The 22,879-nt window shown below is 72.7% G+C and carries 20 protein-coding genes; 7 read left to right on the forward strand and 13 right to left on the reverse strand.

Annotation, left to right across the window (positions count from 1 at the left end; genetic code table 11):
- The 4 genes from BAY60_RS17210 (at window position 1) to BAY60_RS17225 (ending at window position 4,021) form a co-directional block, all read left to right on the forward strand.
- Entirely contained in the window at window positions 1–1,017 is a 1,017-nt protein-coding gene (locus tag BAY60_RS17210) for an ABC transporter permease (protein ID WP_112281921.1), read from the forward strand.
- Window positions 1,014–1,850, forward strand: a complete 837-nt coding sequence (locus BAY60_RS17215; RefSeq protein WP_112281922.1) for a mycofactocin-coupled SDR family oxidoreductase — start codon at window positions 1,014–1,016, stop codon at window positions 1,848–1,850. The genes BAY60_RS17210 and BAY60_RS17215 overlap by 4 nt, the downstream gene beginning before the upstream one ends.
- A gap of 20 nt (window positions 1,851–1,870) precedes the next feature.
- On the forward strand, window positions 1,871–2,704 hold the full coding sequence (locus BAY60_RS17220) for a mycofactocin-coupled SDR family oxidoreductase (protein WP_112281923.1): 834 nt from the start codon (window positions 1,871–1,873) through the stop codon (window positions 2,702–2,704).
- An 81-nt stretch (window positions 2,705–2,785) separates the two neighbouring features.
- Window positions 2,786–4,021 carry a bifunctional alpha/beta hydrolase/OsmC family protein gene (locus BAY60_RS17225; protein ID WP_112281924.1) on the forward strand — a complete coding sequence of 412 codons (1,236 nt, stop codon included), beginning with the start codon at window positions 2,786–2,788 and terminating at the stop codon, window positions 4,019–4,021.
- 9 nt (window positions 4,022–4,030) lie between these two features.
- Here the strand turns inward: BAY60_RS17225 and BAY60_RS17230 are convergent, their stop codons facing one another.
- The gene (locus BAY60_RS17230; protein WP_112281925.1) at window positions 4,031–4,393 is read right to left on the reverse strand and encodes a DoxX family protein; all 363 of its coding nucleotides are present in this window, start codon (window positions 4,391–4,393) and stop codon (window positions 4,031–4,033) included.
- A 103-nt stretch (window positions 4,394–4,496) separates the two neighbouring features.
- Between BAY60_RS17230 and BAY60_RS17235 the strand changes: the two genes are divergently transcribed.
- Window positions 4,497–4,883, forward strand: a complete 387-nt coding sequence (locus tag BAY60_RS17235; protein WP_112281926.1) for a winged helix-turn-helix transcriptional regulator — start codon at window positions 4,497–4,499, stop codon at window positions 4,881–4,883.
- An 89-nt stretch (window positions 4,884–4,972) separates the two neighbouring features.
- On the opposite strand, the gene BAY60_RS17240 is transcribed toward BAY60_RS17235, so the two are convergent.
- Window positions 4,973–6,514 carry a PucR family transcriptional regulator gene (locus BAY60_RS17240; protein ID WP_112281927.1) on the reverse strand — a complete coding sequence of 514 codons (1,542 nt, stop codon included), beginning with the start codon at window positions 6,512–6,514 and terminating at the stop codon, window positions 4,973–4,975.
- Window positions 6,515–6,732: 218 nt separating this feature from the next.
- Between BAY60_RS17240 and BAY60_RS17245 the strand changes: the two genes are divergently transcribed.
- Together BAY60_RS17245 and BAY60_RS17250 are read left to right on the forward strand one after the other, a co-directional pair.
- Window positions 6,733–7,995, forward strand: coding sequence for an NAD(P)/FAD-dependent oxidoreductase (locus BAY60_RS17245; protein ID WP_112281928.1), 1,263 nt, complete (start codon window positions 6,733–6,735; stop codon window positions 7,993–7,995).
- Complete coding sequence (locus tag BAY60_RS17250) at window positions 7,992–8,477, forward strand: GreA/GreB family elongation factor (RefSeq protein WP_112281929.1); 486 nt, start codon at window positions 7,992–7,994, stop codon at window positions 8,475–8,477. Before BAY60_RS17245 ends, BAY60_RS17250 begins: the two co-directional genes overlap by 4 nt.
- Window positions 8,478–8,592: 115 nt before the next feature.
- Here the strand turns inward: BAY60_RS17250 and BAY60_RS17255 are convergent, their stop codons facing one another.
- The 11 genes from BAY60_RS17255 to BAY60_RS17305 all read right to left on the reverse strand — a co-directional run bounded on the left by BAY60_RS17255 (window position 8,593) and on the right by BAY60_RS17305 (window position 22,807).
- Window positions 8,593–10,713 carry a PQQ-dependent sugar dehydrogenase gene (locus BAY60_RS17255; RefSeq protein WP_112282442.1) on the reverse strand — a complete coding sequence of 707 codons (2,121 nt, stop codon included), beginning with the start codon at window positions 10,711–10,713 and terminating at the stop codon, window positions 8,593–8,595.
- A 367-nt stretch (window positions 10,714–11,080) separates the two neighbouring features.
- Window positions 11,081–11,917, reverse strand: a complete 837-nt coding sequence (locus tag BAY60_RS17260; RefSeq protein ID WP_112281930.1) for an HpcH/HpaI aldolase/citrate lyase family protein — start codon at window positions 11,915–11,917, stop codon at window positions 11,081–11,083.
- On the reverse strand, window positions 11,914–13,122 hold the full coding sequence (locus BAY60_RS17265; protein ID WP_112281931.1) for a CaiB/BaiF CoA transferase family protein: 1,209 nt from the start codon (window positions 13,120–13,122) through the stop codon (window positions 11,914–11,916). Before BAY60_RS17265 ends, BAY60_RS17260 begins: the two co-directional genes overlap by 4 nt.
- Window positions 13,119–15,137, reverse strand: coding sequence for an SUMF1/EgtB/PvdO family nonheme iron enzyme (locus BAY60_RS17270; RefSeq protein WP_112281932.1), 2,019 nt, complete (start codon window positions 15,135–15,137; stop codon window positions 13,119–13,121). Before BAY60_RS17270 ends, BAY60_RS17265 begins: the two co-directional genes overlap by 4 nt.
- Window positions 15,134–16,048, reverse strand: a complete 915-nt coding sequence (locus BAY60_RS17275; RefSeq protein WP_112281933.1) for a ribokinase — start codon at window positions 16,046–16,048, stop codon at window positions 15,134–15,136. Before BAY60_RS17275 ends, BAY60_RS17270 begins: the two co-directional genes overlap by 4 nt.
- Window positions 16,045–17,388, reverse strand: coding sequence for an ADP-ribosylglycohydrolase family protein (locus tag BAY60_RS17280; protein WP_112281934.1), 1,344 nt, complete (start codon window positions 17,386–17,388; stop codon window positions 16,045–16,047). The genes BAY60_RS17275 and BAY60_RS17280 overlap by 4 nt, the downstream gene beginning before the upstream one ends.
- On the reverse strand, window positions 17,385–18,572 hold the full coding sequence (locus tag BAY60_RS17285; protein ID WP_112281935.1) for an ADP-ribosylglycohydrolase family protein: 1,188 nt from the start codon (window positions 18,570–18,572) through the stop codon (window positions 17,385–17,387). The genes BAY60_RS17280 and BAY60_RS17285 overlap by 4 nt, the downstream gene beginning before the upstream one ends.
- Before the next feature lie 97 nt (window positions 18,573–18,669).
- Window positions 18,670–19,941, reverse strand: coding sequence for an ABC transporter substrate-binding protein (locus BAY60_RS17290; RefSeq protein WP_112281936.1), 1,272 nt, complete (start codon window positions 19,939–19,941; stop codon window positions 18,670–18,672).
- A 32-nt stretch (window positions 19,942–19,973) separates the two neighbouring features.
- Window positions 19,974–20,801, reverse strand: a complete 828-nt coding sequence (locus tag BAY60_RS17295) for a carbohydrate ABC transporter permease (protein WP_112281937.1) — start codon at window positions 20,799–20,801, stop codon at window positions 19,974–19,976.
- Window positions 20,802–20,804: 3 nt separating this feature from the next.
- A complete protein-coding gene (locus BAY60_RS17300) occupies window positions 20,805–21,779 on the reverse strand; it encodes a carbohydrate ABC transporter permease (protein WP_112281938.1) in 975 nt (324 codons plus the stop codon).
- Window positions 21,779–22,807 carry a LacI family DNA-binding transcriptional regulator gene (locus BAY60_RS17305; protein ID WP_112281939.1) on the reverse strand — a complete coding sequence of 343 codons (1,029 nt, stop codon included), beginning with the start codon at window positions 22,805–22,807 and terminating at the stop codon, window positions 21,779–21,781. The genes BAY60_RS17300 and BAY60_RS17305 overlap by 1 nt, the downstream gene beginning before the upstream one ends.
- Between the last annotated feature and the right edge of the window lie 72 nt (window positions 22,808–22,879).

Raw genomic sequence — 22,879 nt, forward strand, 5'->3', positions numbered from 1 at the left:
ATGACACAGAATCCCACCAAGGTGGTGGTCCCCGACGTGGGCGGCCCGCCCGCCGCGCCGGGGCCCGCCGGCCCGGGGTGGCTCGGCCGCTACCGCAACATCGGGGTGCCGATCGTCGCGCTGATCGTGCTGGTCGTCTACTTCGGCGTGCAGAACGCGGCGTTCCTGTCGCCGGACTCGGCGCAGAACATCCTGCGGCAGCTCGCGTTCCTGGCTGTGCTGGCACTGGCGGGCACGTTCGTCATCCTCATCGGGGGCATCGACCTCTCGGTGGCGGCCGGGGCGACACTGTCCGGCATCCTGGTCGCGACGTGGATCGACGACCTCGGCGGCCCGCTCGCCATCGCCGCGGTCCTGCTGTGCGGCGCCGTCGTCGGGCTCGCCAACGGGCTCATCTCGACGCTGCTGCGGGTGCCGTCGTTCCTCGTCACGCTCGGCATGATGTCGGTGCTCAACGGCATCTCCAACACGGTGTCCAACGGCGGCCCGGTCTCCTACCAGTCGGGCCTGCTGAACACACTGGTGAACGAGTCGTGGGTGCCCGGCCTGCCCAACGGCACCCTGATCGCGTTCGTGCTCGTGGCGGTGTTCACCGTCGTCGCGTTCGCCACCTCGTACGGGCGGCACATCTACGCGGTGGGGGGCAACGAACGTGCGGCGCGGCTGTCCGGGGTCCGGGTCCGGGCGGTGAAGCTGTCGGTGTTCACGCTGTCGGGCGTGGTCGCGGCGATCGCCGGGATCATCTTCACCGGCCAGGCCAGCACCGGCGTCCCGCTCGGCGCCGACCCGAGCCTGCTGAACTCGATCGCCGCGATCGTCGTCGGCGGCACTGCGCTCTCCGGTGGCGTCGGGGGCCCGCACCGCACGCTGCTCGGGACGCTCGTCATCGTCATCCTCAGCTCCGGCATGGACATCACGTCGGTCGACCCGTACACGCAGCTGATCGTCAAGGGCGCCGTCGTCATCGCCGCGGTGGTGCTCACCATCGACCGCCGCCGCTACGGGACCATCAAATGAGCCGGGGCAGGGTGGCCGGGCGGGTCGCGTTGGTCACCGGCGCGGCGCGCGGGCAGGGCCGCGCGCACGCGGTGCGGCTGGCCGAGGAGGGCGCCGACGTCATCGCCGTCGACGTGTGCGCCGACCTGGAGAACGTGCCGTACCCGCTGGGCACGGCGGCCGACCTGGCGGAGACGGCTCGGCAGGTCGAGCGGCTCGGCAGGCGCGTCCTCGCGCGCCAGGCCGACGTCCGCGACCTCGGCGCCCTGCGTGCCGTGGTGGACGAGGGTGTCGCCGAGCTGGGCAGGCTCGACATCGTGTGCGCCAACGCGGGTGTCAACCAGCCCGCCCCGGCCAAGGACATGCCCGAGTCTGTGTGGCGCGACGTCGTGGACATCGATCTCGGCGGTGTCTGGCGGACGTGCGCGGCGGCGATCCCGCATCTCATCGCCGGGGGCCGCGGTGGCTCCCTCGTGCTGACGAGCTCGGCCGCCGGGCTGAAGGCCTACGCGAACATCGCCCACTACACAGCGGCCAAGCACGGCGTCGTCGGCCTGACGAAGACGCTGGCCCAGGAGCTGGCGCCGCACCGGATCCGGGTCAACACGGTCAGCCCCACGCAGGTCGACACCCCGATGATCATGAACGAGCCGATGTACCGGCTGTTCTGCCCCGGCGTCGCGGAGCCCACCCGGGAGGACTTCGCACCCGTGTCGCAGGCGATGAACGCATTGCCGGTGCCCTGGGTCGAGCCGCGTGACGTCAGCGACGCGGTGCTGTTCCTCGCCTCGGACGAGGCGCGCTACATCACCGGTGTCGCGCTTCCCGTCGACGCGGGTGTACTCATCAAGTGACCACGAGCAGAGGAGTTGCCATGCCAGGTCGGGTCGAAGGCAAGGTCGCCTTCATCACGGGAGCAGCACGCGGCCAGGGGCGCAGCCACGCCGTCCGGCTCGCCCAGGAAGGTGCCGACATCATCGCGGTGGACCACTGTGCCGACATCGACACCGTCGGCTACCCGATGGCCACCGCCGAGGACCTGGCCGAGACGGCGCGGCAGGTGGAGAAGTTCGGCGGGCGGGTGGTGGCACGCGAGGCCGACGTGCGCGACACCGGGTCACTGCGGGCCGCCGTGGACGAGGGCGTCGCCGAGCTGGGCAGGCTCGACATCGTGTGCGCCAACGCGGGAATCCTGTCCAACGGGCCCTCCCACGAGCTGTCCGAGCAGACGTGGGAGCAGATGATCGACATCAACCTCAGCGGTGTCTGGCGGACGTGCACCGTCGCCATCCCGCACCTCATCGCCGGCGGCCGCGGCGGTTCCATCGTCCTCACCAGCTCCGTGGCGGGCCTGCGCTCCTACAGCGGCGTCTCGCACTACGTCGCGGCCAAGCACGGCGTCGTCGGGCTGATGAAGACGCTGGCCCAGGAGCTGGCCGAGCACTCGATCCGCGTCAACACGGTCAACCCCACGCAGGTGGACACGGACATGATCCAGAACGAGAGCATGTACCGGCTGTTCTGCCCGGACGTGGAGAACCCGACCCGCGAGGACTTCGGCGAGGCGTCGGGGGCCACGATCCTGTTGCCCATCCCCTGGGTGGAGTCGATCGACGTGAGCAACGCGGTGCTGTTCCTCGCCTCGGACGAGGCGCGCTACATCACCGGTGTCGCGCTTCCCGTCGACGCCGGTGCGCTCGTGATCTGACACGGGGCCGGGCGCGCGACCCGGCCGCGGGCGGTCCGATGATGCAGACTCGTCTCAGCCACGCGACGCGCAGGGGAGACGATGACGAGAACCGTGAGAGTCCCGTTCACCGGATCGCAGGGGACACCGCTGGCCGCCCGGCTCGACCTGCCCGCGGGAGAGCCACGGGCGTACGCGGTGTTCGCGCACTGCTTCACCTGCGGCAAGGACGTGGTCGCGGCGGCGCGGATCTCCCGGGCGCTGACCGGTTCCGAGATCGCCGTGCTGCGCTTCGACTTCACCGGGCTCGGCGAGTCGGGCGGCGACTTCGGCAACACCGACTTCAGCTCCAACATCGAAGACCTGGTGCTCGCGGCGGACCACCTGCGTGCGGAGTTCGCCGCCCCGGCCCTGCTGATCGGGCACTCGCTCGGCGGCGCCGCCGTGCTGGCCGCGCGGCACCGCATCCCCGAGGTGCGCGCGGTGGCGACCATCGCCGCCCCCGCCGACCCCGAGCACGTGCGGCACCTGCTCGGCGACGGTGCGGCCGAGGTCGAGGAGCGTGGCGAGGCGGAGGTGGTGCTCGCGGGCAGGGCGTTCCGGATCCGCAGACAGTTCCTCGACGACATCGCCGCCCAGCCGCAGACCGAGCGCATCGCCACGCTGGACGCGGCACTGCTCGTGCTGCACGCACCCGGCGATCAGCTGGTGAGCATCGACAACGCCCGGCGGATCTTCGACGCCGCCCGCCACCCCAAGTCCTTCGTCGCACTCGACGGGGCCGACCACCTGCTCAGTGAACCGGCCGACGCCGAGTACGTGGCGACCGTGCTCGGCGCCTGGGCGTCCCGGTACGTCCTCGATCCCGGGAGCGCGCCGGACAGCACCGACGGCACCGCCGAGGGCACCGTCGTCGTGTCCGAGACCGGCGACGGCCCCCTCGGGCAGCGGATCGAGGCGAGCCGCCACGTCCTGGCCGCCGACGAGCCCGCGCCGATCGGCGCCGACTCCGGCCCCGCCCCCTACGACCTGCTGCTCGCCGCACTCGGCTCCTGCACGTCGATGACCGTGCGGATGTACGCCGAGCGCAAGGGCTGGCCGCTGGAGCACGTGTCCGTCGCGCTGCGCCATTCCCGCATCCACGCCGAGGACTGTGCCCACTGCGAGACCCGGGCCGGCAGGCTCGACCGGATCGAGCGCACCATCCGGCTCGAGGGCGACCTGGACGCCGGGCAGCGGGAGCGGCTGCTGGCGATCGCCGACAAGTGCCCGGTGCACCGGACACTCCGCTCGGAGGTCGACATCAGGACCGAGCCGCAACCCAGGGGCCACGGGTAGCGCGGACGCTCACCACACGGTGGCCAGCCATGCCGCGACGCCCGCCAGGGCGATCAGGGGGATGTTGAGCCCGGTCTCCTTCACCTCGCCGCGGGAGAGGTGCAGCCCTGCCGCCAGCACCTGAAGGACGGCGAACCCGATGGCCGCGACCAGCGCCAGCACCGGCGCGACACCGGTCAGCGGTGGCAACAGCAGGCCGAGGACGCCGAGGATCTCGACGGCACCGATGCCGCGGACCAGCCACATCGGGACCGTGTCGACCCAGCCCATCATGGGCGCCAGCTGCTCCTGACTCTGCACCACCTTCTTCGCGCCCGCGTACAGGTAGAGCACCGCCAGCAGCGCAGCGACGATCCAGTAGGCGATTTCCACGGCATCCTCCAATGGTTACCACTTGTAAGTATGGCCATGATGGGTGACTATCGGAGGCGATACAAAAGGCACACACGTGTTCGTTGCTCACAGGGACGTGGCCATGTCGACGTACGAGAGAACCTGCCTGATCCGGGGCGACGGCGGGCGGACGATCCGCAGGATCCTGGAGCGGATCGGCAACAAGTGGACGCTGCTGGTGGTCGCGACACTGCATGACGAGCGCATGCGCTTCACCGACCTGCAGCAGCGCATTCCCGGTGTCTCCCAGCGGATGCTGTCGCTGACCCTGCGGCAGCTGGAACGCGACGGGCTCGTCTCGCGAACCGCGTACGCCGAGGTGCCGCCCCGCGTCGAGTACGAACTCACCGACGTCGGCCGCACCCTGATCGACCCGGCCGTGCGGCTGGCGGAGTGGGCGGTCGAGCACGACGCCGACATCGAGCGCAGCCAGCAGCGGTACGACGCACGGCAGCAGCCGGATCGCTGAGCCCGGAGCTGTTCCGGCGGTCCCTGGACGGCTTCACCAGCGGACCGGAGACGCCGCGGCCGGGTGACGGTGCGGCGGCAGCGCGGACGTCACGCGCCCTCCTGCTCCTGGATCGCGAGCGTGATGAGCATGGCGAGCCGTTTGCGGGGGTCGTCGAGCTGCAGGTGGGCGACCTCGGTCATCTTGCGGAGCCGGTACCGGATCGTGTTGGGATGGACGCCGAGGCCGGCGGCCGCTGCGTTGAGGTCGCCCTGGCCCTCGAGCCAGGCGCGCAGCGTCGGCAGATAGCCGGTCGCGTGGTCGCGATCGTGCCGGGCGAGCTCGGCGATCGGGCCTCGTGAGGGCAGGCGGCCCGCGGAGGCGGCCGTTCGCAGCCGCTGCAGGAGGATCTCGTCCCACGCCTCGTCGTAGCTGACGGCCGGGCCTGCGGGCCGCCCGGAGTGCAGGGCGAGGCTTTCGTCGGCCTCCTGCCTGCTGGCCGGGATGTCGCCCGGCGTGGCGGCGCCACCGATTCCGGCGCTGATGGTGACGTGGCCGGGCAGGGCGCGATCGAGGTCGCGCAGCCAACGGTGGGCGGGCGCGACGTCGTCATCGCAGGGCAGGACGGTGTAGACCGTGTTGCCGAACAGGGTCGAGCGGCCGGGACGGGACCAGCCGAACCCCGTGGTGGCTCGCTCGAACGCGAGCAGGATCGCCGCGTTGCGCTCGTCGGGAGCGTGTGCCTGCAGCGCGATCACGCGCAGCTGCCGTGGGGGCAGGCCGAGCTTGGCCAGCACGGCCGTGGCGTCCGGGGTTCCCTCGAGGAGCTGGATGACGAGCTCCGACTCGACCTGCCGTTCCAGGTCGGCGCTGACCCGGGAGCGAAGCAGGTGCAGCGCGATGGTGTGGGCACCCTCGGCGAGGACGCGCGTGCGAGCGGCCTCCAGCGGTGCGGCGCAGGTGACCCAGACCGAGCCGAGCAGCTCCTTGCCCGCGCGCACGGCGGCGACGGTGCGGCCGCGCAGGCCGAGTTCGGGTACCGAGGGGACATAGAGCGGTTCGTCGGAGGCGGCGAGGTGACTGAACACGCCGCGCTCGTCGAACAGGGCGCGCACCTGGTCCGGAACCCGCCTGCCGAGGATCGTGTCGAGGCGCGCCGGGTCGGCATCCTGTTGCAGGCTGGAGTAGGCCACGACCCGGGAGAGCGGGTCCTCGATCGTGACCGGCCCGCCGACGGCGGCGGCGATGGTGTCGGCGAGGGCGAACAGGTCGCTGGGCCCTCGGCCGGACTCCGTTTCGCGCCCCTCCAGGACGAGGCCGTAGACCACCGCCGCGACCTGGTTCCACGGTGTCCCGCGATCGAGGAGGACCACGGCGAGCCCGTGGTCGCGAGCTGTGGCGAGGACATCGCGCTCGGGCTCGTCGCCGGTCCGTGCCAGCAGTACCGCGGCGCGGGCGCCGACGGCGAGATCGACGGCCTCTCGCAGGGACGGCACGCCGACGGCGAGGAAGGCGTCGCCGACCGTGGGGCCGGGCGCCGTCGGATCGTGCATGGCGACGCTGCGCAGCTCGGCGCCGGGTGCCTCCGCGGCCGTGGCGAGGCGCGCGCCGTAGCTGCCGAGTACGGTCACCAGCCGGTCCAGCTTGATCATCGGTCGCGAGCCTCTCGCCGGCGCGCGGGATCGATGCCGGGCACGCTGCCCTCCGGTGTCCTCGCCTGTGCCACGCCCCATTCTCGCACGGGACCTCGTGTGGCCGTTGTCCAAGACGGACAAACCAACGCCTTGAGTTTGTTGAATCTCGACAACGTGCCCGCTCGCGGCGTGGGTCATGCTCGGCGTTGACGTGGAGAGCAGGCTCGGAGGTACGCATGGATGGAATCGCCTACGCCGGATCGGGACCGCGCACGGCGGTCGTGGTCGGGGCCGGCGTGGTGGGCCTGTCGGCCGCGTGGTTCCTGCAGGAGCGCGGTCTGGAGGTGACCGTGCTGGACCGGCAGGACGTGGCCGCCGGGGCGTCGTGGGGCAACGCGGGATGGCTCTCGCCCGGTCTGGCGATCCCGCTCAACGAGCCCGCGGTGCTGCGCTACGGTCTGCGCGCGCTGCTGGACCGGCAGGCACCCTTGCACGTTCCCGCCACCGCCGACCCGGGCCTGTGGCGGTTCCTGCTGCGGTTCGCCGCGCACTGCACGTGGCGGGGGTGGGCTGCCGCGGCCCACGCGGGACTGCCGCTGAACGCCGAGTGTCTCGAGGCCTTCGACGTGCTGGCGTCCGGCGGGGTGGACGCGGCCACGGTCGAGGCGCCGATCATCGCGGGCTTCGAGTCCGCCCAGCACGCGTCCGGCCTGCTGGGTGAGCTCCGCCGGATGACCGAGATCGGCCAGGACGTGGACTACGTCGGGCTGTCCGGCGACCAGGCGCGTGACCTCCGCCCGCAGCTGTCGGAGCGCGTCGGTGCGGGGGTGCGGCTGGCGGGGCAGCGCTACGTCGACCCGGGCCGGTTCGTCGCCGCGCTGGCGGAGTCGGTGCGCGCGCGGGGCGGCGACATCCGGACGGGCTTCGACGTGGTGGACGTGCGGCCGCATCGCGTCGCCTCCACCGTCCGCTCGCGGTCGGGAACGTCCGTGTCGGCCAACGTCGTGGTACTGGCCACCGGAGCGTGGTCCGGCACGCTGATGCGGCGATTCGGGGTGCGCGTCCCGGTGCGAGCGGGCCGGGGGTACTCCTTCTCCGTGCCGACCGACGAGCCGGTTCCCGGGCCCGTGTATCTGCCGGACGTGCGTGTCGCGTGCACGCCGTACCGCGACGGGCTGCGGGTCGCCGGAACGATGGAGTTCCGCCGCCCGGACGCACCGCTCGACCCGGGCCGGCTGGAGGCGATCATCGCCTCGGCGCGCCCGTACCTGCGCGGTGTCCGCTGGAACGAGCGCACCGACGAGTGGGTCGGACCCCGGCCGGTGACGCCGGACGGGCGGCCGCTGATCGGTGCCCTGCGGGCGCCAGGGATCTACCTGGCCGGCGGGCACGGCATGTGGGGGTTGACGCAGGGCCCGATCACCGGACGCCTGCTGGCCGAGCAGATCACCACGGGCAAGCGGCCCGAGGCACTGCGCGACTGCGATCCGCTGCGATGACCACCGGCGAGCAGCGACCCGCGACCGGCACCCTTCGCGTCTGGCTGACGCAGGACGCCTACGACCGGTTGTGCGGGGAACTCGCCCGGCTGCGGTCGGTGCCCACGGCTGCCGACGGCGGTGCGGAGTCCCTCGAGCCCGACGTCGAGGAGCGCCACCGCAGGCAGAACCGGATCCGGGAGCTGGAAGCCCTGCTGCACCGGGCCGCGGTGGGCGAGACCCCGCCTGACGACGGGATCGCCGAGCCGGGAATGGTGCTCACGGTCCGGTTCGACGACGACCGCGACACCGAGACGTTCCTGCTCGGCCTGCGGGACGGTGCCGAGCAGGACGGGCTGGAGGTGTACTCGCCCGACTCGCCGCTCGGCACCGCCCTGCTCGGCGCCAGGCAAGGTGAACAGCGCAGCTATGTCGTGCCGAGCGGCGCCACGGTCCGGGTCACGCTGATCCGTGCGGTGCCGTTCGGCCTGCACTACCGCTGACCGGCCCACGCAAGAACGAGCGCGGTGCCCGCCGGACGGCGGACACCGCGCTCGTTGTCGGGATGGCTGCCCGCCCGTGACGCCCCGGGCTCACCGGAACGCCACGGGCGGGATGTCACTGGGCCGGATACAGGGCGACCTCCGCGTCACCGGTCAGCGACGGTGCGCCGTCGCCGCCCGGGTCGGTGTAGGACGCGTGGAACACGCCGGCCATCTGGTCGTTGTCGGGGTCGTGCCCGCCCGGCACCGTCGTCACGAACGAGCCGCTGCAGCCGAACGCGGTGCTCTGCGGGTGACCGTGGTCGTCGTGACCCACGATGTAGGTGACCTCCACCCGCGAGCAGTCGACCGGCTGGTCGTCGGTCACCGAGACCTCGTACTGGACGACGTCACCGAACTCGAACGCCTGTCCCTCGACCGGCGTCACGAACTCGACGACGGGCCGGTTGTTGCCGACCACGATGTCGACCTCGGCCGAGGCCGAGCGGCCACGGTGCATGCCGCCGACGTCGGTCACCTTCAGTGTCGCGGTGTAGGCGCCGTTCTCGGTGTAGGTGTGCGTGGGGTTGGGCTGCCGCGAGTCGACCCGTCCGTCGGAGTCGAAGTCCCACGCGTAGCGCAGCCGGTCACCGTCGGCGTCCTCGGTGCCCTCACTGGAGAAGTTGACGGTCAGCGGCGTCTGGCCGTTGTCGACGTCGGCCGAGGCCTTCGGCGCCGGCGTGTGGTTGCCGCCCTGGCCGATGTAGTCGATGCGGGCCAGCTGGGCCTCCGGCAGTTCCGCGAAGTAGCCCTTGCCGTACTCGAGGACGTAGAGCGCGCCGTCGGGCCCGAACTCCATGTCGATCGGCCCGGACACCGGAATCGACGGCACGATGTCCTCAATGGACGACACCTGGCCGGACTCGTCGAGGCGGAAACCCTTGATGTAGTCGCGGGTCCACTCGTAGAACAGCGGCATGCCGTCGTAGTGCTTCGGCCACGCCACGGGAGTGCGCCCGTACTGGTCCCTGCGGTCGTAGTCGTACGCCGGGCCCGCCATCGGGCCGATGCCGCCCGTGCCCAGCTCGGGGAACTGCGCGGACTGGCCGTAGCTGTAGGACACGTCCGGCTGCTCCACCGGCGGAAGCTCGGTGAGACCGGTGTTGTTCGGCGAGGTGTTCACCGGGTTCGCGCAGTCGAACGGCTCGCCGGACTGCTGGGTGGCGAAGTCGTAGTCGATGTAGGGCAGGTCCGGCGAGACGCAGTACGGCCAGCCGTAGTTGCCCGCGTCCCTGGCCACGAACCACCGTCCGTGACCGGCAGGGCCGCGCTGCGGGTCGGCCGAGCTCGCGTCGGGCGAGTAGTCGCCGACGTAGAGGTCGCCGTTCTTGTTGACCTCGATCCGGAACGGGTTGCGCAGGCCCATCAGGTAGATCTCGGGCCGGGTCTTCGGCGTTCCGGGCTCGAACAGGTTGCCCTCGGGGATCGTGTAGGAACCGTCGCGCTGCACCTGGATCCGCAGGACCTTGCCGCGCAGGTCGTTGGTGTTGGCCGAGGTCCGCTGGGCGTCGAAGGCGGGGTTGCGGTCGGCCCGCTCGTCGATCGGGCTGTAGCCGTCGGACTCGAACGGGTTCGTGTCGTCGCCGGTCGACAGGTACAGGTTGCCCTTGCCGTCGAAGACGATGTCACCGCCGACGTGGCAGCAGATGCCGCGATCCTCTTCGACCTCCAGGATCTGCTGCTCGCTGGAGAGGTCGAGCTTGTTGCCCACGAGCTGGAACCGGGACAGCCGCTGGACCCCCTCGAACGGCTCGAAGTCGGCCGGGGTGCCGGTCGTCGGCGCGTCGCCCTCGTTGACGTCGGGGGTGGCCGGGTCGTCGGCCGGGGTGTTCATCGGCGGGGCGTAGTACAGGTACACCCACCGGTTGGTCCGGCCGTTGAAGCCGGGGTCCACGGCGACGCTCTGCAGTCCCTCCTCGTCGTGGGTGTAGACGTCGAGCTTGGCCGCCAGGGTGTTCAGGCGGGTCTTGGGGTCGTGCAGCCACAGCTCACCGGCCCGGGTGGTGTGCAGAACCCGTCCGTCCGGCACGACCGCGAGGTCGATCGGCTCGCCGGGGGTGTCGTTCAGCGTCACCTTCTGGAACGCCGAGTCGGGCGGTGGCGACGACGGCGCCGCCGAGACCGCCGCTGTCGCAGGGGCGAGGGCCAGAGCCGTGCCCGCTGCCGCTGCCAGTGCCACCATGCGCGGTATTCGCATGGTCACCTACCTCTCGTCAGGTGCGGTGGGGAATGGGGATGGGGATCGGAGAGCCGGGCACGGGGCCGCGGCCTCCGGGACTGCGAGTGGGATTCGCGAGGTGAAAGCGGCGTGGCACGCCGGTGCACAGGTGGTGGGTGCGGTGTCCGGATCCGCAGCGATCCTGCTCACGCGGTGACCCCTTCGTCGCATCGGTCGTGCTGAATGCGGGATCGCGTCCTGCGCCCCACACCGGGTGTCTACGCCGTGTCGAACAGTAAGGGGACTTTTGATCGCAGTCAACGTAAAACTGCGTATGTCGAGCTGAAGCGGGTGCGCAGCACTCGCATGGACGTCGTGCGTCGGCGGATCTGGCGGGAGAGGGGACTCAGGGCCGCGGGACACCGGCGAGCGCGAGCACGGCACGGGCCTGCTCCAGCATCGCGACGTCGAGGAACGTGCCGTCGGCGAGCGCGAGTGCCCCGACGCCCGCCTGCGTCGCCCCGGCCAGGCGGGACACCACCTCGCGGGCCCGCTCGATCTCCTCGGCCGTCGGCAGGAACGCGGCGCGGATCGTGTCCAGCTGCGCGGGGTGGATGGCGGTGCGGCCGCGGAAGCCGAGCGCCCGGCCCTCCCGGCACGACGCGGCCAGCCCGGCGAGATCCCGCACGTGGGGGTAGGCGGACATGGCCGGGGGCGGCAGGCGCGCGGCCCTGGCCGCGACGACGACGCGGCTGCGCGCCCAGGTCAGCCCCGCGTCGTCGGCCACGCCCAGATCGGAGCGCAGGTCCGCCTCACCGAGCCCCACCGAGGCGACCTGGGGCGACGCCGTCGCGATCTCCAGCGCCCGCTCGACCCCGAGTGCCGACTCGAGCAGCGGATGCAGTGCGCGCCCCGGCAGCGCGGCGGCAAGCGCACGGACCTCGTCCGGCTCCTCGATCTTCGGCAGCCGGGCGCCCACGGCGGCGGGCAGGCCCGCCACGGCGGCGAGGTCGCCTGCGTGCCACGGCGTGCCAGGGCGGTTGAGCCGCACCTGCACGGGGCGGGCAGGCGAGGCGTCGGCGAGCAGCCGCAGCATGGCCGCGCGGGCCTCGTCCTTGCGGGCCGGTGCGACGGCGTCCTCCAGGTCCACGAGCACGACGTCCGCGTCCGAGGCGAGTGCCTTGGACACCCGGTCCGGCCGGTCGGCGGGCACGTAGAGCAGGGTCAGCGGCGGCGGGGTCATATCGCTCCCTCGGCCCGCAGCGCGGCGATCCGCTCCGGGGCGAACCCGAGTTCGCCCAGCACGTCGTCGGTGTCGGCGCCGTGCGGGCGGCCGGTGAAGCCGATGACGCCGTCGTGGTTCGACAGCCGGAACAACGGTCCCTGCATCAGCATCGGCCCCAGCTCCGGGTCGGTGATCTCGTGGATCGTGCCGAGCGACCGGAACTGCGGGTCGGCCACGATGTCGGAGGCCTCGTAGATGGGCGCGACCGCCGCCTGCGCCTCGGCGAACGCGGCCACGACCTCGTCGCGTGTGTGCCGCGCGATCCAGCCGCCCACGGCCTCGTCCAGCTCGTCGGCATGCCGGGCACGGTCGGCGCCGCGCGCGAACCACGGCTGCTCGGCCAGATCCGGCCTGCCCACGAGCCGCAGCACGCGCTCGGCGATCGACTGCGCCGAGGTGGACACGGCCACCCAGTGCCCGTCGGCCGTGCGGTAGATGTTGCGGGGCGCGTTGTTGATCGAGCGGTTTCCCGTGCGCGGCTGGACGGTGCGCAGCTGGTCCCAGCGCGTGATCTGCGGCCCGAGCATCGCCAGGATCGGCTCGATGATCGCCACGTCGACCACCTGCCCGTGTCCGCGGGTGTCCCTCGTGGACAGTGCCACCATGATCGCGAACGCGGTGGCGAGCGAGGCGACGCCGTCGGCGAGGCCGAACGGCGGCAGCGTCGGCGGGCCGTCGGGCTCACCGGTCATCGCGGCGAACCCGCTCATCGCCTCGGCCAGCGTGCCGAAGCCCGGCCGCGCGGCGTAGGGGCCGGTCTGCCCGAACCCGGTGACGCGGGCCAGCACGAGTCCGGGGTTGGCCGCCGACAGCTCGTCGTAGCCGAGCTTCCACCGTTCGAGCGTGCCGGGCCGGAAGTTCTCGATCACCACGTCCGCCGACGCCGCGAGCGCGAGAAACACCTCCCGCCCGCCGTCGCTGCCCAGGTCGGCGGTGACCGTGCGCTTGTTGCGGCCCAGCGTCTTCCACCACAGGTTGACGCCGTCCTTCGCGACGCCGTGCGTGCGCGACGGGTCGGGCCTGCCGGGGTGCTCGACCTTGATGACTTCGGCGCCCAGGTCGCCGAGGTGCATCGCGGCCATCGGCCCGGCGAACAACGTGGATGCGTCGACGACGCGCAACCCGGCCAGCGCACCAGCCGACGGGTCCCGGGAGACGGTCACGGCGTCACCTCCGCCGCCAGATCCCAGGCGCAGCGGAAGCCGACCGTGGCGCCGCGGGCCAGTCCGAGCCCCGGCAGCAGCAGTTTCGCGCTGAAGTCCGCGCTCTGCCTGCCGCCGTCGAAGTACCAGTCGGCGCCCTCGGCCCGATGGTCGCAGCCGCCCTTCAGCATGACGAACCTGCTCCGCCCGTCCGAGTGCTCGCTCTCGGTCCAGTTCCACACCGCGGGCTCGCCGCGCCGCAGCCTGCCGCTCTGCCCGGCGAGCTGCCACTCGTCCTCGGTCGGCAATCGGCCACCGCGCCAGGCGCAGAAGGCACGCGCGTCGTCGAGGTCCACAAAGGTCACCGGCTCGTCCGCCGCACCCGGTGCGGGCCTGCCGTTCACCCAGTGCGCGAGGAACCGGTGCGGCTCGGCGGGCCGGTAGCCGGTGGCGTCGAGGAACTGCGCGAACTGCGCGTTGGTCACCTCGCGTGCACCCACCGCGACCGGCGCGGTGAGCTCGCCGTCCCGCTGCAGCGTCCGCGCGTCGTGCAGCCGGGGCGGCAGCGGTTTCCACTCGTCCACATAGGGCGCGCCCTGGTACATGCCGGTCTCCCTGGCGCGGTAGCGCACCGTGAGCACGTACGGCCCCGCGGGCACCACCACGGCGTCCGGTTCGGCCTCGCCGGTGCTCGGCTCCGGGTTCCTGCGGATGGCGATCCGGTGCGGGAAGCGCGCGTCCGGGTCGTGCCGCAGGCCCGGCAGGGTCTCCAGCAGCGCGGGCAGCCAGGCGGGCTCGGCGGTGCCGGGCGCCCGGTGCAGCAGGGCGGCGATGCCGCGCGCCGGCACGGTGACGGACTCACCCGCCTGCCCGCCCGCGAACAGGTCGAGCAGCGTGCCGTCGCGGGGAGCGGCGACGAGGGGACCGGTGTAGTCGTGCTCGCCGCGGTTGGCGACCGTCCACAGTGTCAGGCCGTCGAGCTCCCAGCGGGAGGCGTACACCCCGGCGGTCTCGGCACGGTCGTCGAGCTGCGCGAGCGGCGTCCATTCGCCGTCCCGCAGCAGCTCGCCCGCCGCGCGCTGCACGGTGACCATCCGGCGCACGGTGGCGGCGTCGCGCCGCGACCAGCCCACCCACACACCGAACACGACCTCCCACACCATGACGCCGACGCCGTTGAGCCAGGCCGACTGCAGCTCCTCGGTGTGGTCGCGGTGCCAGCGGCGCACGTGGTGCTGCATGTGCCGCCGCTCGTACCAGTGGGCGCGCAGCACCCCGGGCACCGGGGAGTCGGCGAAGAACTGCGCCCACGAACACGAGTGGTCCTCGATCCGTTCGACGGGCAGCTTGGACTCGCCCTCCAGCACGATCCCGGGCCGCGCCGCCTCCAGGCGCGCGACCAGCTCCGGCTCGGCCTTCTTGAGAGTGTCGAGAAAGACGCCGTCGGCTCCGAGCCCGGCCACCAGCGCGGCCAGCTCGGTGACGTCGTCGGTGTCGTCGCCGCCGCGCCGGGTGCCGGTGTCCCACGGGTTGTAGTCGACGAACACGCCGAGCCCCGCGTCGTGCAGGGCCGCGACGAGGCCGGCCAGCCCGGGCACGTCGCGGTAGAAGTCCCACTGGTTGCGCTCGTCGATCCCGATCACGGGATAGGCGTGCCAGAGCACCACCGCATCGAGCCCGCCGAAGCGTTCGCGAGCGTCGGCGAGGAACCGTTCGGGTGTGAAGCGGCGCTGCTCGAACGAGTACAGCAGCTCGTCCCACAGCCACACCTGCGCGACGGTGTGGCACCGCGCCGCCCAGGCGGCGGCCGGGCGGTCGTAGGCCGTGCCGCGGTAGCCGTGGCGGCGCCGCGCGTCGGCCCGCCACTCGTGCAGGCGCTGCCGCCACGCGGGCCGGTCGGCGGGATCGGGCGGGCCGGCGAAGATCTTGGCCTCGTCGAGCGCGGCCAGTGTCTCCGGGCTCACCGGGCCGCCCGCGGGCACCTCGGTCGGCCGGTCGATCGGGCGCGGAACGAGCGGGTCGAACGTGTACGTCATCGTGCCTTTCCTCCGGCGGCGAACGCCGCGACCTCCTCGGCTGTGGGCACCGCCGCCTGGGCACCAGGACGCGTCACGGCCAGCGCGGCGGCCGCGCCCGCGAGCCGCGCGGCGCCGGGCAGGGTCAGTCCCCGGGCGAGTGCCGCGCACAGCACCCCGCAGAAGGTGTCCCCGGCGCCGGTGGTGTCGACGGCCCGCACCGGCGTGCCCGGCACGCGCATCGGAGCGCGGTCCCGTTCGGCGACGAGGCAGCCGTCGCCGCCGAGCGTGATCACGACGGCGGGCACCCGCGCCAGCAGCGTGCGGGCGAGGGCCTCCGCGTCCCCGGGCGTTCCCGCGAGCTCGGCCGCCTCGTGCTCGTTGACCAGCAGCAGGTCGATGGCCGCCCAGACGTCGGAGGGCAGGTCGCGGGACGGGGCGGCGTTGAGGGCCAGCAGCGCGCCGGGACGGCGCGCCGCGGCCGCCGCGCGCACGACGTCGAGCGGGATCTCCAGCTGTGCGAGGACGACCTCGGCGGAGGCGATCCGCTCCTCGTGCCCGGGGGTCAGCCGCACGCGCGCGTTGGCGCCCGGCGCCACGACGATCGAGTTCTCGCCGCCGGGGGAGACGGTGATGAGCGCGGTGCCGGTGGCGGCGTCCACGCGCTCGACGAGATCGGTGCGGACCCCCGCCCGCTCCAGCGACGCCAGCAGCAGGCTCGCCGCCTCGTCGTGGCCCAGCGTGCCGACGAACGTCGTGTCGGCGCCGCCCGCGAGCGCGGCGGCCACGGCCTGGTTCGCGCCCTTGCCGCCGGTGCTGCGGCGCAGCTCCCCACCGAGGATCGTCTCCCCGGGCCCCGGCGGCCGGGGCACGTCCACCACCAGATCGACGTTGGCCGAGCCGACCACCACGACGCGGCCCGGCGCGCTCACGAGCCCTCCCGTCGCGCGGCGAGCGCGGCCGTGCGCGCGGCAAGGTCGGCGATGCGCTGCTCCCCGCCCGGCAGGGACGTCGCGATCCGCCCGTCCAGCGGCGCGGTCCACCGCCGGCCGATGCCGTCCACGCCACGCAGGGCGCCGACGACGCCGCCGACCGTCGCCGCCGCGGAGTCGGTGTCCCAGCCCGCCGTCACGGCGATCGACACGCTCGGGCCGAACTCCCCGCCACCACGGGCCAGCGCGTAGGCGATGACCGCCGCGTTGTTGAGCACGTGCACCCAGTGCAGGTGCCCGTAGGCCTCGTGCAGCCGGTCGAGACCGGCGCGCACGTCGGCCTCGGCGGCCAGCTCGCGGCCGAACCGGACGGCGCGGGCGAGCCTGCTGTGCGGCGGCACGACGGCCTCGGCCGCGTCCAGCACCTCGTCGGCGGTGTCGCAGACCATCGCCGCCGCGGCGAGCGCCGCCGCCCACATCGCGCCGTAGACGCCGTTGCGCGTGTGGCTCAGCCGGGCGTCGGTCCACGCCAGCCGAGCGGCGCCGCGCACGTCGCCCGGCGAGATCCAGCCGAGGACGTCGGCGCGGATGAGCGCCCCGATCCACTCGCGGAACGGGTTGTGGTGGGTGGCGGTCTCCGGCACCGGCCGCGCGTCGAGCAGGTTGCGGTAGGCGGCGCGCTCGGCGGTGAACACGCGGCCCGCGGGCAGGTTGTCGAGCCAGGCCTCGGCGACGTCGCCGGTGCGGAAGTTCCTGCCGTGCCGCTCCAGGAGCCCGAGCGCGAGGATCGGGTAGTTGAGGTCGTCGTCCTCCGGCATCCCGGCGATGTTCTCCTCCAGCGAGGTGGCCGCGGAGCGCCGGTTCCACGGCCAGCGTGCCGCGACGTCGGCGGGCAGGCCCGCCGCGGTGAAGTACCGGTCCAGCGGCCAGCGCCCCGTCGCCCGCAGGATCTCCTCGATGCCCTCACGCGGGATCTTCTCCACCGGCTTGCCGAGCAGGCAGCCTGCCGCGCGGCCCGTCCACGCGCCGAGCGTGCGGTCCGCGCCCGTCATGGGCAGGTCCGGGGGAGCGGGCAGCGACGCGGCCAGCGCGTCCCAGTCGTCCGGTTCCTCCGGCGCGGGCGCGGCGGGCAGCGCGGCCAGTTCGTCGAGCAGGGTGCGGGCCAGCGACCGCAGCGCGGGTGGTGCGGGGTGCGGACCCGCGCCACTCACGGCGGGCACCGGGTCGCCCCCGGCCGCCACCCACCGCTCGCGGACGGCGGCGACGTCTCTGCCTTCCGCCGCGGACTGCACCAGTTCGTGCGCCAGCAGATCCTCGGGCTGGGCCCACGTGAGCCTCATGCCGGGTCTCCGACCGGCACGGCGGGCGGGGTGGTGGCCAGGGCGTCGAGCGCCGCGATCCGGGCCAGCGCCCGCTCGCGGTCGGCGCGGAGGATGTCATCGGCCGCCGACGCGAGCAGACGTCCGGTGGCGCGCAGATCCATGCGGCTGGCCTCGCCGACGGCGTCCACCCATTCCGCGGGCACCGCCGCGGTGCCGCCGAGCCCGGCGCACAGCGCGCCCGCCATGGAGGCGATCGAGTCGGCGTCGCGGCCGTAGTTCACGGCGGCCAGCACCGCGCCGCGGTAGCCGCCCCGGTGGGCGAGCGTGAACGCGAGCGCCGCGGGCAGCTCCTCGATCGACCGGGTGCGTGAGGGTCGCCGGGCGTCGAGCGCCATCTCGCGGTAGTGCGGGCCCACCGAGTCGAACGGGGCCACCGTCTCCCGCACCGCACCGGCGAGCGCGCGTTCCTCGTCGTCGGTCCTCGGCGGCGTGGCGTCCGCGAAGGCGTCCACGACGGCACGCAGGGCCGCCGCGGTGCCGTCGTGGGCGGTCTCCAGCGCCGCTGCCGTGACGTCGTCCAGCGTCGCGCCGGGTGCGACCGCCGCCGCCACCATCCCGGCCAGCACGCCCGCGGCCTCCCGCCCGTAGCTGGACTGGTGCGCGCCGGTGAGGTCGATGGCCTCGGCGTAGGCGGCGCGGGGGTCCCCGGCGTTGACGATCCCGACCGGCGCGATGTACATCGCGGCGCCGCAGTTGACGACGTTGCCCACCCCGGCCTCCCGCGGGTCGACGTGTCCATAGTGGAGCCGGGTGACGATCCACTTCTCCGCGAGGAACACGCGCTGCAGCAGCAGGGCGGAGGACTCCAGCTCGGGCACCCACCGGGGCTCGCCGATCATGAGCGGGACGAGGTCCTCGGCCATCGCGTAGGCGTCCAGGTGGGCGCGGCGCCGGGCGTAGACCTCGACGAGCGCACAGGTCATGAGGGTGTCGTCGGTGACGTGCCCGTCGCCCTTGTGGTAGGGCGCGATGGGCCGGGCGTCGCGCCAGTTCGGATACCACGGCCCGACGATGCCGGTCACCCTGCCGCCGTGCCGCTGTTCGATCTGCTCCGGCGTCCACCCTTCCGTGGCGCCACCGAGCGCGTCCCCCACCGCCGCACCGGTGATCACCGCCACCGCACGGTCCTCCAGCCAGGTCACCGGCTTTCAGTCCTTCCTCGTCCGGCGCGGGCGGGCTGCCCGCGCGTGTCAGCGATGGCGGGCCGTGGCGGCGTCGCGCCCCGGCCCGCCTCCGCTGCTAGTTGGAGATGCTGTTCCAGCCGTCCTCGAGCTCTCGCGCGAGCCCGGCCGCGTCGGTCTCCCGCGCGAGGTAGCGCTGGAACGCGGGCGTGGCGACGGTGTCCTTCCACTGCGCGTACTTGTCGACGAACAGGTACGGCGCCGAGGTCAGGTGCTCCCCGGAGGACAGGATCGCGTCCCAGCCGTTGGCGGAGCCGAGCTTTCCGGCCAGGGCCTCGCGCGCCGAGTTCGTCGCCGGGATCAGCGCGTCGGCCTCGTTGAGCGCGGCGAGGTTCTCGGTGCTGGTGAAGAACTCGATGAACTCGGCGGACTCCTCGACGTGCTCGGAGTCGATGTTCACCGACAGGGTCTGCGGGTTGGCCGCCTGCTCCGGGCCGGCCGGGCCCGCCAGTGGCGGCAGGACGACCCAGTCGAGGCCCTTCGGGGCATCCTTGGCGATGTTCGCGGCCTGGTACGAGCCCTGCACGGTCATGGCGATCTGGCCCTCGTAGAAGGGGGCGAGCGTCTTGGAGCCGGACTGCGTCAGGGTCACGGGCATGATGGACTTGTCCTCGTAGGCCATCGTGTGCACGAGTTCCGGCAGCGCCGTCTCACCCTCACCGATCGAGATCGTCGTGTTGTCGCCCGTGCCCTCGAAGTACTTCCCGCCGAATCCGGGCGCCAGCGCCATGAACGCGGCCGTCGGGCTGGACAGGCCCCAGCCCAGCCCGTACGTGCCGTCCTTGGTGGTGGCCTTGGCGATCTCGCGGAGCTGCTCCCAGCTCATGGTCGGGCCGGTGGGGATCTCGACGCCCGCGCGCTGCAGCAGCTTGCGGTTCGCGAAGACCATGTAGGACTGCAGCTCGGTGGGGTAGGCGATCACCTGGCCGTCGACCGTCACCGAGTCGAGGATGCCCTTCGGGATGTCGGCGCGCGTCTGCTCCGACAGGTACGGGGACAGGTCGGCGAGGTAGCCGTCCACGGCGAACGGCACGATCCCGGCGGCCTCGTAGTGCACGATGTCCGGTGCGCTGCCCGCGTTGAACTGGGTGATGAGCTTGTCGTAGACGCCGTCCCACCCGGCGGGCACCACCTCCACCCGCACGTCGGGGTGCTCGTCGTTCCACGCCTTGACGATCTTGTTCGTCGCCTCGATGGCGGCGGGCTGATCGGACAGCGACTGGAACTTCAGGGTCACCGGGCCCGAGTCGTCGCCGCTCCCGCCGCCGCAGGCGGTCGCGAGCAGGCCGGTGGCGAGGGCACAGGCGAGTAACGCGCGTCGAGACTTCATTGTCGACCTTTCCCGGTTGGGGTGGGCAGGACTCATCCCTTCACCGCTCCGGCCATGAGCCCGCTGGTGAGCCTGCGGCGGAGCAGGGAGAAGAAGACGATGCTGGGGATGGCGGCGAGCACCGCGCCCGCGGCGAGCGGCCCGAGCGCGACCTTGCCCTCGCCGCCGATGAACATCTTCAGCGTGATCGGCAGCGTGTAGTTCTCGGGCGACTGCAACAGCACCAGCGCGAAGAAGAACTCGTTCCAGGAGGAGACGAAGCCGAACATCGCCGTCGCCACGATGCCGGGCGCGAGCAGGGGAAACACGATCACGCGCAGCACGGTGAGCCGGCTCGCGCCGTCCATCGACCCGGCCTCCTCCAGTTCGACCGGCACCGCCGAGACGTAGCCCTGCAGCATCCACAGGGCGAACGGCAGCATGTAGGTCATGTGCACGAGCGTCAGCCCGGCCAGGCTGTCGGAGAGCCCCAGCGTGCGCAGGATGAGAAACAGCGGCAGGATCACCAGCACGACGGGGAACACCTGGCTCACCAGGATCCAGGCGACACCGGCCATCCGCACCTTGCCGCGCAGCCGGGCCAGCACATAGGACGCGGGCAGCGCGATGAGAATCACCAGTGCCGTCGAGGTCAGCGCCACGACGAGGCTGTTCCACGCGGAGCGGACGAGCCCCTGCCGTTCGAGCGCCTGCCCGTAGTTGTCCCAGTGCCACTGCTGTGGCAGCAGGTTCACCGACAGCGAGTTGAGCTCAGCCGACGACTTCACCGACGCCGAGATCAGCCACAGCAGGGGAAAGCCGAGAAAGAGAATGTAGGCCGCGAGCGCGGCGTAGCGGGCGGGCCGGGCCAGGAAACGCATGACTCACCGCGCTTTCTCGGTGCTGTCGTGGCGGAACTGCGAGCGCAGGTACGCCGCGAGGACGGCGACGATGACGATGACCAGCACGACGCCCATCGCGGCGGCGTAGCCGAGGTTGCGGTTCTTGAACGCCTCGAGGTAGACGAACAGCACCGGAACCATCGTCCGGCCTCCGGGCCCGCCCTCGGTGAGGACGTAGACCAGGGCGAACGAGTTGAAGTTCCAGATGAAGTTCAGCGACGTGATCGACGTGACGATCGGGCGCAGGCTCGGCCACGTCACCGCGGTGAACCGGCGCCAGGCACTCGCACCGTCCACGGCGGCGGCCTCGTGCAGCTCGGCCGGGATCTGTTGCAGCCCGGCCAGCAGCGTGACGGTGGTCTGCGGCATGCCGACCCAGACGCCGACGACGATCACCGCGGGCAGCGCGGTGGAGAAGTCGCCGAGCCAGTTGGTGTCACCGGGCAGCCCGATGCTGCCCAGGACGGCGTTGAGCGGGCCGCCGTTGGCCGAGTAGATCATCTGCCACATGATCGCCACGACCACCGGCGGCATTGCCCACGGAATGAGCGCGAGCACCCGGGTCAGGCCCTGCAGGCGCAGCCCGGAGTTCAGCAGCAGTGCCAGGCCCATCGCCGCGGCGAGCTGCAGCAACGTGACGCTGACCGTCCAGATCATGCCGATGCGCAGCGAGTCCCAGAACAGGGAGTTCTCGGCGAGCCTGCCGAAGTTCTCCAGGCCCACGACGTCGTAGTCGGGGCGGCGGACCAGGCGCGCGTCGGTGAAGGCGAGCGCGATGCCGACCACGAGCGGCGCGACGCTGAGCACCAGGATCGGGATCAGCGAGGGCATCACCAGCGCGATCGCCTCGCGGCGCCGGGCGCGGCCGAGCGCGCTGCGGGGACGCCGCCGCGGCCTGCGGTTCGGCGGGGGAGCGGGCGCTGCGGGCGACGCGGTCGCCAGTGACGGGGTGGCCATCACGCTGCTCCGTCCGTTGTGGACTCACGCACGATGAGCTCGGGTCCCACGGCGATCTGCCGAGCCTGCTGGTCCGGGTCGTCGGTGAGGCCGAGCATGAGCTCCGCGGCGGCGCGCCCGCGTGCGGCCGAGCCGAGGGACACGCTGGTCAGGCTCGGCAGGAACACGCGGCCGAGCTCGGTGTCGTCCATGCCCGTCACCGCCACGTCGCCCGGCACGGACAGGCCCAGCTCCCGTGCCGCGCGGATGGCGCCGATGGCGAGCAGGTCGTTGGCCGCGACTACCGCGTCGAGGCGTGGTGCCTGCCCGGACGCACGGTCGAACAGCCGCCGGGCCGCCACGATGCCCTCCGCGACGGTGAAGTCGCCGGCGATCTCGGTCTCGACGCGCTCGGTGTGGACGCCCTCGGCGCCGATGGCGGCGTCGAAGCCGCGCTGGCGGGACGCACCGGGTGTGGTGTCGAGGGGGCCGTTGAGGAAGCCGATGCGGCGGCGGCCCCGGTCCAGCACGTGCCGGACCGCCTGGCCGATACCGGCCGCGGAGTCGGTGGACACCGAGCTGACGCCGTGCTCGCTCAGGGCGCGGCCGATGACCACGACCGGCACCGGTGCCCGCTGGATCTCGGCGATCAGCTCGTCGTCGGTGCGCAGCGGGATGACGACCATGCCGTCGACGAAGCCGCTGTTGAGGCTGCGTACCAGTTCGGCGGCCGAGGCGGCGGTGTCGCCGGTGGTCATGACCACCACCCGGTAGCCGTGCGGGGCGAGGACCTCGTGGATGCCGCGCATCATCTCGACGTAGACCGGGTTGCCGATGTCGGCGACCGCGAAGGCGATCTGGAAGGTCTTCTTCATGCGCAGGGACCGCCCGATCGCGTCGGCGCTGTAGCCGAGCTCGGCGGCCGCCGCGCGGACCCGCTCGACCATCGCCCTGCTCGCGCCGGTGCCGTGCAGCGCGCGGGAGGTGGAGGCCAGTGACACTCCCGCGCGCTCGGCCACCTGCAGCAGCGTGGCGCGTGTCGAGGTCATCGTCCCTCCCGGTCGGTCGCGGCGGTGCGAGTCGGACTGGAAACGTTTCCAATCCGGGTCCGCTGGTCGTCG

The sequence above is a fragment of the Prauserella muralis genome, assembly GCF_003202285.1.
Classification (GTDB): Bacteria; Actinomycetota; Actinomycetes; order Mycobacteriales; family Pseudonocardiaceae; genus Prauserella_B; species Prauserella_B muralis.

Excerpts from the sequence above, each read along its gene's own strand:
- BAY60_RS17225 (WP_112281924.1), top strand. The coding sequence starts at position 2,786 with ATGACGAGAACCGTGAGAGTCCCGTTCACCGGATCGCAGGGGACACCG.
- BAY60_RS17240 (WP_112281927.1), bottom strand. The coding sequence starts at position 6,514 with ATGATCAAGCTGGACCGGCTGGTGACCGTACTCGGCAGCTACGGCGCG.
- BAY60_RS17295 (WP_112281937.1), bottom strand. The coding sequence starts at position 20,801 with ATGCGTTTCCTGGCCCGGCCCGCCCGCTACGCCGCGCTCGCGGCCTAC.
- BAY60_RS17235 (WP_112281926.1), top strand. The coding sequence starts at position 4,497 with ATGTCGACGTACGAGAGAACCTGCCTGATCCGGGGCGACGGCGGGCGG.
- BAY60_RS17220 (WP_112281923.1), top strand. The coding sequence starts at position 1,871 with ATGCCAGGTCGGGTCGAAGGCAAGGTCGCCTTCATCACGGGAGCAGCA.
- BAY60_RS17260 (WP_112281930.1), bottom strand. The coding sequence starts at position 11,917 with ATGACCCCGCCGCCGCTGACCCTGCTCTACGTGCCCGCCGACCGGCCG.
- BAY60_RS17255 (WP_112282442.1), bottom strand. The coding sequence starts at position 10,713 with ATGCGAATACCGCGCATGGTGGCACTGGCAGCGGCAGCGGGCACGGCT.
- BAY60_RS17305 (WP_112281939.1), bottom strand. The coding sequence starts at position 22,807 with ATGACCTCGACACGCGCCACGCTGCTGCAGGTGGCCGAGCGCGCGGGA.
- BAY60_RS17280 (WP_112281934.1), bottom strand. The coding sequence starts at position 17,388 with ATGAGGCTCACGTGGGCCCAGCCCGAGGATCTGCTGGCGCACGAACTG.
- BAY60_RS17270 (WP_112281932.1), bottom strand. The coding sequence starts at position 15,137 with ATGACGTACACGTTCGACCCGCTCGTTCCGCGCCCGATCGACCGGCCG.
- BAY60_RS17300 (WP_112281938.1), bottom strand. The coding sequence starts at position 21,779 with ATGGCCACCCCGTCACTGGCGACCGCGTCGCCCGCAGCGCCCGCTCCC.
- BAY60_RS17215 (WP_112281922.1), top strand. The coding sequence starts at position 1,014 with ATGAGCCGGGGCAGGGTGGCCGGGCGGGTCGCGTTGGTCACCGGCGCG.
- BAY60_RS17290 (WP_112281936.1), bottom strand. The coding sequence starts at position 19,941 with ATGAAGTCTCGACGCGCGTTACTCGCCTGTGCCCTCGCCACCGGCCTG.
- BAY60_RS17245 (WP_112281928.1), top strand. The coding sequence starts at position 6,733 with ATGGATGGAATCGCCTACGCCGGATCGGGACCGCGCACGGCGGTCGTG.
- BAY60_RS17210 (WP_112281921.1), top strand. The coding sequence starts at position 1 with ATGACACAGAATCCCACCAAGGTGGTGGTCCCCGACGTGGGCGGCCCG.
- BAY60_RS17250 (WP_112281929.1), top strand. The coding sequence starts at position 7,992 with ATGACCACCGGCGAGCAGCGACCCGCGACCGGCACCCTTCGCGTCTGG.